Here is an 11,718-nt window from a genome sequence, read left to right as displayed (position 1 = left end):
CACAAAGGCGCACCCCTGGCTGGCAGGTTTAGAACACCGAGGCGTAGTCGCCCAGCTCAACCTGTACCGATTTGATGCGAGTGAAGTTGTTCAGCGAGCTGATGCCGTTTTCGCGGCCCACGCCCGACTGCTTGTAGCCGCCCACCGGCATCTTCGCGTCGGACTCGCCCCAGGCGTTGATCCAGCAGATACCGGCTTCCAGCTGATGAATCACGCGGTGAGCGCGGTTCAGGTCGCGGGTCACCAAACCAGCGGCCAGGCCAAAGTCGGTGTCGTTGGCGCGACGGATCACTTCTTCTTCGGTGTCGTAGGTGAGGATGCTCATCACCGGGCCGAAGATTTCTTCACGGACGATGGTCATGTCGTCGGTGCAGTCAGTGAACACGGTAGGGGCAACGTAGGCACCCTTGGCGAATTCGCCGTCGGTCAGGCGGTCGCCGCCACACAGCAGGCGGGCGCCTTGCTCTTTACCCTTGGCGATGTAGCCGAGCACGCTTTCCATGTGGGCGAAGCTGACCAGCGGGCCGAAGTTGGTGTTTTCATCTTCCGGGTTGCCCACACGAATGCGTGCAACACGCTCGGCGATCTTGGCTTCGAACGCGCCTTTAAGAGCGGTCGGAACAAATACGCGAGTGCCGTTGGTGCAAACCTGGCCCGAGCTGTAGAAGTTGGCCATCATCGCGATGTCGGCGGCGCGGTCGAGGTCGGCGTCGTCGAAAATGATCAGCGGGGATTTGCCGCCCAGTTCCATGGTGACTTCCTTGAGCGAAGAGCTCGAAGCGCTGGCCATGACCTTCTTGCCGGTGTCGGTGCCGCCGGTGAACGAGATTTTCTCGATGCGCGGGTGCTCGGTCAGCCAGGTGCCGACTTCACGGCCGCTGCCGGTGAGTACGTTGAACACGCCATCCGGAACGCCGGCTGCGGTGTAGATTTCAGCCAGTTTCAGGGTGGTCAGCGAGGTGACTTCGCTTGGCTTGAAGATCATCGCGTTACCGGCTGCCAGGGCAGGGGCGGATTTCCACAGGGCGATCTGGATCGGGTAGTTCCACGCGCCGATACCGGCCACCACGCCCAGCGGCTCGCGACGGGTGTAGACGAACGAGGTGTCACGCAGCGGGATCTGCTCGCCTTCGATGGCGGGCACCAGGCCTGCGTAGTATTCCAGTACATCGGCGCCGGTGACGATGTCGACGTATTGGGTTTCGGAGTACGGCTTGCCGGTGTCCAGGGTTTCCAGCGCGGCCAGTTCGTCGTTGCGCTCACGCAGGATATCGACGGCACGACGCAGGATGCGCGAACGCTCCATGGCGGTCATGGCGGCCCAGATTTTCTGGCCCTTTTCGGCGCTGACCACAGCGCGCTCAACGTCTTCTTTAGTGGCGCGTTGCACGTTGGCGAGAACTTCACCGTTAGCCGGGTTGATGGCTTCGAAGGTGGCATCGCTGCCAGCGTCGGAGTAGCCGCCGTCAATGTAGAGTTTTTGCAGTTCGAAACGGGCCATAAAGTCCTCGCAAGTGCATAAGTGGTTGGCGCGGTCCGGAAGTTGAGCGTCTATGTGTGCTCTAACTCACCTGTTTGGCCAATTGGAAATCCATGTATTCGTAAGCGATCCGTTGCGCCTGCTCCGTGTCGAAAGCGTCTCCCGACAGGGCGCCGCGCAACCACAAACCGTCGATCAGGGCCGCCAGGCCTCGGGCTGCGCTGCGTGCCTCGGACAACGGCAACGCTCGGCGGAACTGGCAGCACAGGTTGGAATACAGACGGTGATCGTTGATCCGCTGCAGCCTGTGCAATGACGGGTGGTGCATGCTGGTGGCCCAGAAGGCCAGCCAGGTTTTCATCGCCGGGCCGTTGACCTGGCTGGCGTCGAAGTTGCCCTCGATGATCACCTGAAGATGGGCCCGCGGGCTGTCATCTTTCAGCGCCAACCGGCGCTCGGTGACGTTCTCGATCAGGACGTTCATCAGGTACCGCATCGTGGCGGCGATCAGGCCATTCTTGTCCTGAAAATAGTGACTGATGATGCCATTCGAGACACCGGCCAGACGGGCGATCAGCGCAATGCTGGCATCCCCCATTCCGACCTGATCGACCGCCGTCAATGTGGCTTCGATCAACTGCTGGCGGCGTATGGGTTGCATACCGACCTTGGGCATCGTGCACCTCTCCTTAGGCCTGCCAACGGGCGATAAACGTCCGTCGGCTTGTGGGCCAGTCTATTTTGTTTTGATTGAACGTTCAATCAACAAAGAATAAGATCTGCGACAAATGGTCGCTGCCTACAGGTATTTCCTACGTGCATGTGGCGCCACCTGACATCTGCAAAAAACCTTGAAACAGCCCGGCACAGCGGTTCGCCGAGGGTTTGGGGTTTTTCGGGGTGTCTTTATACACCCGTCCGTCGACTGCCGAAAAATCGATGGCTCGGGTCATGCGTTGCCTTGTGTTTCTCTGCACTGCCCGGAGCATCTGTGCCATGAGTTCTGCCTCTCTTATAAAGACCCCGCCAGAAAAGGTGCGGGTCAACGGTTGGGTGTTCTACACCTCCACCGCGCTGATTCTGTTGTTGACCGCGATTCTGATTATCGCCCCGCAGGAAGCCGGCAGGATGCTCGGTGTGGCCCAAGCCTGGTTGTCGAAAAGCTTTGGCTGGTACTACATGGTTGTGATCGCCGCCTACCTGGTGTTTGTGGTGGGCCTGGCGTTTTCGTCCTACGGCAAGTTGAAACTGGGCAGCAAGGACGACACCCCGGACTTCAGCTACGGCGCCTGGGCCGGCATGCTTTTCTCGTCGGGCATCGGCATCTCGCTGCTGTACTTCGGCGCGTCCGAGCCGCTGGACCATTACTTCAACCCGCCTGAAGGCGCATCGGCCACCGGCGACGCTGCACGCCAGGCGTTGCAGTTGACGTTCCTGCACTGGGGCCTGCACGGCTGGGCGATCTACGCGCTGGTCGGCCTGGCCGTGGCGTACTTTGCCTATCGTCATAACCAGCCGCTGGCCTTGCGCTCGGCGCTGTACCCGCTGGTGGGCGAGCGCTGGGTCAAAGGCGCGGCCGGTCACGCAGTGGACGGCTTCGGCATGTTCGTGACCCTGCTGGGCCTGGTGACGAACCTGGGGATTGGTTCGATGCAGGTGTCGTCCGGGTTGGAAAACCTGTTCGGCATGGCGCACAGCAACACTAACCTGCTGATCGTGATCATCGTGATGAGCACCGTGGCGACCATCGCGGCCGTGTCGGGTGTGGAAAACGGCATTCGCCGCCTGTCCAACCTGAACATCGTGCTGTTCAGCGGCCTGCTGATTTTCGTACTGCTGTTTGGCCCGACCCTGCACTTGCTCAATGGCCTGGTGCAAAACACCGGCGACTACCTGAACGGCATCGTGCTGAAGACCTTCGACCTGTATGTGTACGAAGGCGACGCCGACAAGACCGAGCGCTGGATGGGCCTGTGGACTCTGTTCTACTGGGCCTGGTGGATTTCCTGGGCACCGTTCGTGGGCATGTTCATCGCACGTATTTCCCGTGGCCGTACGGTGCGTGAACTGGTGGCCGGCGTGCTGCTGATTCCGCTGGGCTTCACCCTGGCGTGGCTGTCGATCTTCGGTAACTCGGCCCTGGACCTGGTGCTGAACCACGGTGCGGTGGAGTTGGGCAAGACCGCGCTGGAACAACCGTCCATGGCGATCTACCAACTGCTGGAGCATTACCCGGCGTCGAAAATCGTGATCGGTGTGTCGATCTTTGTGGGCTTCGTATTGTTCCTGACCCCGGCGGATTCCGGCGCGGTGATGATGGCGAACCTTTCCTGCAAGGGCGGCAACGTTGACGAAGATGCGCCGCACTGGCTGCGGATTTTCTGGTCGGCAGTGATCACCCTGGTGACCATCGGCCTGTTGTTTGCCGGTAACTTTGAAGCCATGCAAACCATGGTGGTGCTGGCCGGCTTGCCGTTCTCGGTGGTGCTGATCCTGTTCATGTTCGGCTTGCACAAGGCGATGCGCCAGGACGTGGCGATTGAACTTGAGCAGGCGCAGTTGGCCGAGCGTGGCCGTCGTGGTTTCAGCGAGCGCTTGACCGCACTGGACCTGCAACCGAGCCAGGGCACCGTGCAACGCTTTATGGACAAGCACGTCACGCCAGCGCTGGAAGAAGCGGCGGCTGCGTTGCGTGACCAGGGGCTGGAAGTGCAGACGTTGCTGGGCAAATCCAAGCGCTGCATTGGGGTGCGTATCGAGATGGAAGAGGGCAATCCGTTTGTCTACGAAGTGAGCCTGGATGCTTATTCGTCGGCACCGGATGACTTGCCCGAGGAAGAGCGCACACGTTACTACCGGGCCGAGGTTTACCTGCACAACGGGCCTCAGGAATACGACCTGATGGGCTTTGCCCAGGAACAGATCACCCGGGACGTGCTCGATCAGTTTGAAAGCCATCGGCAGCTCCTTGGCCGTGTCTATAGCTGAGTGTTAAGCCGAGCGGCGCCTTCACTGGCGCCGCTGTTCCAAGGTTGGAATGGGGTCAAATGTGGGAGCTGGCTTGCCTGCGATAGCAGTGGTGAATTCACTGCAGCTATCGCAGGCAAGCCAGCTCCCACATTGACCCAGTTCCTTCAGGAGGGGTTACCCCAGGTTCTTGCCCAGCAACGCGTGATACAGCTCGCTGTCACCCAAAATCCCCACCACCTTGTCGTTGTCCTGCAGCACCAGCTTGTTGCCTGTCTGATAGCGAATCTGCAACGCCTCACGCATCCCGATATTGGAATCCACTAACGTCGGCATCCGCCCCAGACCTTCCACGGCTTGCCCCGGTGCCCAGTTCTGCAAGTTCAGCACTGCGCCGTTCTGCCGCGCGCCCTTGATGGTGTTGCCTTCGGCCAGGTCCAGCCACGAGTCGCCGCCCGGGTCCAGGCTGATGGAGCCGTTGACGTGGGTGCAGTTGTCTACCGTGCGCATCAGGCTGCGGCCACACAACACATTCAGCGGGTTGGTGTGCGCCACGAACGTACGCACATAGTCATCCGCCGGGTTCAGCACGATCTCTTCCGGCACGCTGTACTGGATGATTCGGCCGTCTTTCATGATCGCGATGCGGCTGCCGAGTTTCAGCGCCTCATCCAGGTCGTGGCTCACAAATACGATGGTCTTGCTCAACTTGCGTTGCAACTCCAGCAACTCATCCTGCAAGCCCTGGCGGATCAGCGGGTCGAGTGCCGAGAAGGGTTCGTCCATCAGCAGGATATCGGCGTCCATCGCCAACGCGCGGGCCAGGCCTACACGCTGCTGCATGCCGCCGGACAGCTCGTCGGGCTTCTTGTTGCGCCACTGCGACAGGCCCACCAACTCGAGTTTGTCGTCCACCAGCTTGCGCCGTTCTTTCTCCGGGCGGCCCTGCATCTCCAGGCCGAAGCTGATGTTTTCACGCACCGTCAGCCAGGGCATCAGGGCGAACTTCTGGAACACCATGGCGATGCGCTGGGTGCGCATCATTTTCAGCTCGGCGGGGGTGCAGGAAGCGATGTCGATCTGACGACCTTCATGCTCCACAAACAGCTTGCCGCGGCTGACGGTGTTCAGGCCATTGATGCAGCGCAGCAAGCTCGACTTGCCAGAGCCCGACAGGCCCATCAACACGCAGATTTCGCCTTTCTCCACATCCAGGCTGGCGTTTTCAACACCGACAATCTGCCCGGTCTTTTTCAGGATCTCGTTGCGCGTCATGCCCTGGTCCAGCAGCTTGAGCGCTTCACGCGGGTCTTTGGAGAAGATCACGTCGACATTTTCGAACCGGATAATGCTCATGCATCACCCCCTACTTTAGCGTCGGGTTGTTTGCAGATACGGTCGAGCATGATCGCCAGCAGCACGATCGCCAGGCCCGCTTCAAAGCCCAGGGCGATGTCGGCGGTGTTCAGCGCATTGACCACCGGTTTGCCGAGGCCGTCGGCGCCTACCAGGGCTGCGATCACCACCATCGACAACGACAGCATGATGCATTGGGTAATGCCGGCGGCGATGCTCGGCATGGCGTGGGGCAGTTCAATCCGCGAGAGCAATTGACGGCGCGAGCAGCCAAAGGCCTTGCCGGCGTCCATCAACTCTTGCGGCACATCACGGATACCCAGGTAAGTCAGACGGATAGGCGCGGCAATCGCAAACACCACCGTGGAAATCAGCCCAGGCACCACACCCAGCCCGAAGAGGGTCAGGGTAGGGATGAGGTAGACGAAGGTCGGTACGGTCTGCATCAGATCGAGCACCGGCCGCATCAGGGTGTAGAACATCGGTTTGTGCGCGGCAACAATGCCCAGCGGCACGCCGATCACCACGCAGACCAGGGTGGCGAACAGTACCTGCGCCAGGGTCTCCATGGTTTCCTGCCAGTACCCAAGATTGAGGATCAGCAGGAAGGAGGCAATGACAAAAACGGTCAGGCCCCATTTGCGTTGAATGAAGTGAGCGAGCAGCGCAATCAGACCGATCAATGCCAGCGGATTGAACCAGGTCAGCGCGAACGTCACGCCGTGGATCATCGTTTCCAGGGTCGATGCGATTGCGTCGAAGTAGTTGGCCCCGTGTTGGGTCAACCATTCAACGAAGGCAGCGATGTACTGGCCTAGCGGGATTTTATGTTCAGTCAGCATGGTAGTGAATGTCCACATGCGAAGAGGAAAAACATCCCGGGCCAGCATGCCGGCCCGGGGTCAGCACTTACTTGGCGAGGTACGCCTTGACGGCCTCCAGACCTGGCTTGCCATCGACGGTGGTCACACCGGCCAACCAGGTATCGAGCACTTGCGGGTTCTTCTTCAGCCACGCCTTGGCAGCAGCGTCCGGCTTCATTTTGTCGTCCAGGACGTTACCCATCAGGGTGCTTTCCATGTTCAAGGTAAACGACAGGTTTTTCAGCAACTGGCCCACGTTGCTGCATTCCTGGGTGTAGCCCTTGCGAACGTTGGTGTAGATGGTGGCCTGGCCGTAGTTGGGGCCGAATGAATCATCACCCCCGGTCAGGTACTTCATCTTGAAGCGGGTGTTCATCGGGTGCGGTTCCCAGCCGAGGAACACGATGGCCTGGTCACGCTTGGTGGCGCGTTCCACCTGCGAGAGCATCCCGGCTTCGCTGGATTCGACCACTTTGAAACCGGCGGTTTTCAGGCCGAAAGCGTCTTTGTCGATGAGGGTCTGGATGGTGCGGTTGCCGTCATTGCCCGGCTCGATGCCGTAGATCTTGCCGCCCAGCTCATCCTTGAATTTGACGATGTCGGCGAAGTCTTTCAGGCCCTTGTTGTACAGCGCTTCCGGTACGGCCAGGGTGTACTTGGCGTTTTCCAGGTTGGCGCGCACGGTTTCCACGGTGCCGGCATCACGGTACTGCTTGATGTCGTTTTCCATGGTCGGCATCCAGTTGCCGAGGAAGATGTCCATGTTCTTGCCGTCGGCCAGGGACTTGTAGGTCACCGGTACCGAAATCATCGTGGTGCGGGGTTTGTAGCCAAGGCCCTTGAGGACTTCGCTGGTGGTGGCGGTGGTGACGGTGATGTCGGTCCAGCCAACATCGGAGAAGTTGACGGTCTGGCATTGCGCCGGTTCTGCAGCGTGAGCCAGGGCTGGCAGACTCAGCATGGCGGCCAACAACAACGACGGGGAACCTTTCATGGGTGGACTCCTGGTGTTTTTCTGGCGGCGATAACACCGCGCTTATAGGTGTTGCGGTTGGGCGTGCGGCACAGCTCTGCCACGCAACTGTGCAAACGAGTCGAGACTGATCATGTACCAGTGAAAATCTGACGCCTACAGGGGGCGTCGTATCCAGTACAGGGATGGTCGTATCCAGTGTCGGTGACGTCGCTTACAGATTTTTTCCAAGGCAAAACTGTACTTTTTACCGATCTGCACCGCAAAAAACGGCCAAAACGTCGCCTTCCGCGAGCGCGGCGCTGGTAAGCATGGGTACGTCGGTGTGAGACGCCGTGAGGGCGAGTAAAAGCTCGATGATGCCGCCATCTGGGCGATCTGAGCGTAGCAGCTCATTCAAGCCCGGCCTGTGTTCATCTGCGGAGTTCCACGGCAATGGCTATCAGCGTTTTCGACCTGTTCAAGATCGGCATTGGGCCTTCGAGTTCTCACACCGTCGGCCCCATGCGCGCCGCGGCGTTATTCGTTCAAGGACTGCGTGAACGTGCTGTGTTGGAACAAGTAAGGCGCGTCGAAGTTCAGCTGTATGGCTCCTTGTCGGCCACGGGCATCGGCCACGGCAGCGATAACGCGGTGATCATGGGCCTGATGGGCGAGTGGCCCGATGCGATCGATCCGTCGCAGATCGGCCTGCGCATCGAGACCCTGCGCGAGACCAACACATTGCTGCTGGACGGGCATTTACCGGTGCCTTTCCTGTGGTCACGGGACATGCGTTTGATCGACGAAAACCTGCCCTTCCATCCCAACGCCATGACGCTGCTGGTGTTCGGTGATGACGCTGAGTTGCACCGCGACACCTACTACTCCGTAGGCGGCGGCTTTGTAGTGGATGAAGCCCAGGCCAAAAGCGGCGTGGCAGACATGGACCGCACCGAGCTGCCGTATGATTTCTCCAGTGCCGTGGAGCTGCTGCAGCTGTGCAAGACCCACAACCTGCGGGTCGCTGAACTGATGTTGGCGAATGAAAAAACCTGGCGCCCGGAAGATGAGATCCGCAGCGGCCTGATGAAACTCTGGCGCGCCATGCAGGATTGCGTGGAGCAGGGCCTGAAACACGAAGGCATCCTGCCGGGCGGTCTCAACGTGCGCCGGCGCGCGGCCAAGTTGCACCGCAGCTTGCAGGAGTTGGGCAAACCGAACGTGATCGGCTCCACCTTAAGCGCCATGGAATGGGTGAACCTGTTCGCCCTGGCCGTGAACGAAGAAAACGCTGCCGGCGGGCGTATGGTCACTGCACCCACCAATGGCGCGGCGGGGATCATCCCGGCGGTGTTGCACTACTTTATGAAGTTCAGTGAAGTGGTGACCGAAGCCAACGTGGTCGACTACTTCCTGGCGGCTGCGGCGGTGGGCATCCTGTGCAAAAAGAACGCCTCGATCTCCGGTGCCGAAGTGGGCTGCCAGGGCGAAGTCGGCTCGGCGTGCGCCATGGCGGCGGCGGGGTTGGCAGAGATTCTGGGGGCCACCCCGGAGCAACTGTGCAACGCCGCCGAGATTGGCCTGGAACACAACCTGGGCCTGACCTGCGACCCAGTGGGCGGGCTGGTGCAAGTGCCGTGCATCGAGCGTAATGCGATTGCTGCGGTGAAGGCGATCAACGCCGCGCAAATGGCACTGCGCGGCGATGGACAGCACTTTATCTCCCTGGATCGGGTGATCCGCACCATGCGCGATACCGGCGCGGACATGCACGACAAGTACAAGGAAACGTCGCGGGGTGGGTTGGCGGTGAGTGCTGTGGAGTGTTGATCCAGCTTTTATGGGGTGAGGGAGCTTGCTGTGTTGAGGGAGCTTGCTGTGGCGAGGGAGCTTGCTCCCGCTGGAGTGCGAAGCGCTCCCAGGATTTTTAGGGCCGCTGCGCAGCCCAGCGGGAGCAAGCTCCCTCGCCACAGAAGAACGACACTGCGCATAAAGTGAACACCTGAACCAAAAGCGCCACCTTTTAGCGCGTCGCAATTAGATAAGTAGCTCCCGAACGATTTGCCCTCATGACCATCGGTCACCCGTGCTTGTGGTGACAGACTTTTCCCACGTCGTTTCTCTCCCTTCCCACAAGTGCTACCGATCTGCTCACACGCCTTGTGCCTGCGTCCCCTGGCGCTTTTTTTGGGTGATATCCGCACTCTGCGCACGGGCTTATATAGACACTTCATGAGGTCGTTTTCAGGAGTTATTGAATGCGCATTCAACTTTAGGCATGGCATTTGCTCTATCAATCCAAAGCCTCTCTCCTGATCGGGATGAGCGCAATAACAAGAGCCTCGCCTGAGGCCATCACCCGCTTTGTGTGAGGAGATACCGCGATGACGTCGTTCAACTCCGGGGCTCAACCCCAGAACCGTGCGCCTCAATCCATCGGCTTTTTGCTGCTGGACAATTTCACGCTGATTTCCCTGGCCTCCGCAGTCGAACCCCTGCGCATGGCCAACCAACTCTCCGGCCGCGAGCTGTATCGCTGGACGACGTTGAGTGTGGACGGAAACCAGGTGTGGGCCAGCGACGGTCTGCAAATCACCCCCGATGCCTCCATGCACAAAGCGCCGGCCCTGGACACGGTGATTGTCTGCGGCGGCGTAGGCATCCAGCGCACCGTAACCCGTGAACATGTGTCGTGGCTGCAAAGCCAGGCGCGTCAGTCTCGGCGCCTTGGTGCGGTGTGCACCGGCAGTTGGGCCCTGGCTTGCGCCGGCCTGCTGGATGGTTTTGATTGCAGCGTGCACTGGGAATGCCTGGCGTCGATGCAGGAAGCCTTCCCTCGCGTGGCCATGAGCACCCGCCTGTTCACCCTCGACCGCAACCGCTTCACCAGTTCGGGTGGCACAGCACCGCTGGACATGATGCTGCACCTGATCAGCCGCGACCACGGCCGTGAATTGTCGGCGGCGATCTCCGAGATGTTTGTGTACGAACGCATTCGCAACGAACAGGATCACCAGCGTGTGCCGCTCAAGCACATGCTCGGCACCAACCAGCCGAAGTTGCAGGAAATCGTCGCGCTGATGGAGGCCAACCTGGAAGAGCCGATCGACCTGGATGAACTGGCGGTGTACGTCGCGGTTTCCCGGCGGCAGCTGGAGCGGTTGTTCCAGAAATACCTGCACTGTTCGCCGTCGCGCTACTACCTCAAGTTGCGCCTGATTCGTGCGCGGCAGTTGCTCAAGCAAACACCGATGTCGATCATCGAAGTGGCGTCGGTGTGCGGGTTTGTCTCCACGCCGCACTTCTCCAAATGCTACCGCGAGTACTTCGGCATTCCGCCGCGCGATGAGCGCGTGGGTTCCAATACCACGCAGCAAGTGGCGATGATGCCGATTCCGCAGGCGCTGGTGTTGTCACCGTTGTCGGGGCCGTTGTCGGCGTTGAGCCAGGCGCGCAATGAGTCGACGTTTGCCAGCGTAAGGCTCTAACACCACCAGAGCTTTTGTGGCGAGGGAGCTTGCTCCCGCTGGCTGCGTAGCGGCCCCAAAATCTTTGGGAGCGCTTCGCACTCCAGCGGGAGCAAGCTCCCTCGCCACAAAGCAGCTGTATCAGGCGCCAGAGTTCTGCCGAAACTGCACCAAGGCCGGTAACAACTGCTTGTCGATCGCCTGCCTCACCGCCGGCAATATCGTCGCGCTGCCGGTGTACATCTGCTCAACCATACCCTTGAGCGCCTTGGCCCGCGCCGCACTCAAGCCGCGCACCGCACATTCACAAGCCTGCTCGGCGGTAGCGCCGCTCGACACTTCGAAACCCAACGACCGCAGTTGGCCCAGCAGGTCATCCTGGTCAATCAAATCCGCGTGCATCATGACGTTTATCCTTGTTAGGGGAGCGGGGAACTGAGGTCGATTCTGGTAGGCCATCAGCGAGTCGGCAAGACCTGAATGCACGAATGTCCGGCACACCTATGAACAGGTCGTTTTCGGGCCATTTATGAACGCACGGAATGTGCACACTGCAACCCAGCAAGCAGCTTGAAGGTTTGGTCACCCTCGGGATGCGCAGCTCACACAAAGCACTCTGCCCCGATCCAG

Annotated in this window: 9 protein-coding genes; 3 read left to right on the top strand and 6 right to left on the bottom strand. The window is 60.0% G+C overall.

All coding sequences use genetic code 11. The annotated features are described in order from the left end of the window. Positions 1–28: 28 nt before the first annotated feature. Both betB and betI read right to left on the bottom strand, forming a co-directional pair. Complete coding sequence (gene betB, locus RGV33_RS30115; RefSeq protein ID WP_322148040.1) at positions 29–1,501, bottom strand: betaine-aldehyde dehydrogenase; 1,473 nt, start codon at positions 1,499–1,501, stop codon at positions 29–31. A 61-nt stretch (positions 1,502–1,562) separates the two neighbouring features. Then, on the bottom strand, positions 1,563–2,156 hold the full coding sequence (gene betI / locus RGV33_RS30110; RefSeq protein ID WP_010167549.1) for a transcriptional regulator BetI: 594 nt from the start codon (positions 2,154–2,156) through the stop codon (positions 1,563–1,565). A 377-nt stretch (positions 2,157–2,533) separates the two neighbouring features. Between betI and RGV33_RS30105 the strand changes: the two genes are divergently transcribed. After that, the gene (locus RGV33_RS30105) at positions 2,534–4,468 is read left to right on the top strand and encodes a BCCT family transporter (protein WP_322148767.1); all 1,935 of its coding nucleotides are present in this window, start codon (positions 2,534–2,536) and stop codon (positions 4,466–4,468) included. Positions 4,469–4,624: 156 nt separating this feature from the next. Here the strand turns inward: RGV33_RS30105 and choV are convergent, their stop codons facing one another. From choV to RGV33_RS30090, 3 genes are all read right to left on the bottom strand, one after another. Further along, a complete protein-coding gene (choV, locus tag RGV33_RS30100) occupies positions 4,625–5,803 on the bottom strand; it encodes a choline ABC transporter ATP-binding protein (RefSeq protein WP_322148039.1) in 1,179 nt (392 codons plus the stop codon). Then, positions 5,800–6,645: a choline ABC transporter permease subunit gene (choW, locus tag RGV33_RS30095; RefSeq protein ID WP_076017809.1), complete on the bottom strand. Its 846-nt coding sequence runs from the start codon at positions 6,643–6,645 to the stop codon at positions 5,800–5,802. The genes choV and choW overlap by 4 nt, the downstream gene beginning before the upstream one ends. 67 nt (positions 6,646–6,712) lie before the next feature. Then, complete coding sequence (locus RGV33_RS30090) at positions 6,713–7,660, bottom strand: choline ABC transporter substrate-binding protein (protein WP_010167544.1); 948 nt, start codon at positions 7,658–7,660, stop codon at positions 6,713–6,715. Between the two features lie 414 nt (positions 7,661–8,074). On the opposite strand from RGV33_RS30090, the gene RGV33_RS30085 reads away from it, so the two are divergent. Both RGV33_RS30085 and RGV33_RS30080 read left to right on the top strand, forming a co-directional pair. Next, entirely contained in the window at positions 8,075–9,451 is a 1,377-nt protein-coding gene (locus tag RGV33_RS30085) for an L-serine ammonia-lyase (RefSeq protein WP_322148038.1), read from the top strand. Positions 9,452–10,005: 554 nt separating this feature from the next. Beyond that, positions 10,006–11,109 carry a GlxA family transcriptional regulator gene (locus tag RGV33_RS30080; RefSeq protein WP_003216915.1) on the top strand — a complete coding sequence of 368 codons (1,104 nt, stop codon included), beginning with the start codon at positions 10,006–10,008 and terminating at the stop codon, positions 11,107–11,109. A 120-nt stretch (positions 11,110–11,229) separates the two neighbouring features. Here the strand turns inward: RGV33_RS30080 and RGV33_RS30075 are convergent, their stop codons facing one another. Then, positions 11,230–11,493: a hypothetical protein gene (locus tag RGV33_RS30075; RefSeq protein ID WP_003216918.1), complete on the bottom strand. Its 264-nt coding sequence runs from the start codon at positions 11,491–11,493 to the stop codon at positions 11,230–11,232. Between the last annotated feature and the right edge of the window lie 225 nt (positions 11,494–11,718).

This window comes from Pseudomonas sp. Bout1 (assembly GCF_034314165.1).
In the GTDB taxonomy this organism is placed as follows: Bacteria; Pseudomonadota; Gammaproteobacteria; order Pseudomonadales; family Pseudomonadaceae; genus Aquipseudomonas.
Note: the sequence above shows the minus strand (reverse complement) of the source record. Positions and strands in the feature narration are given on the sequence as shown.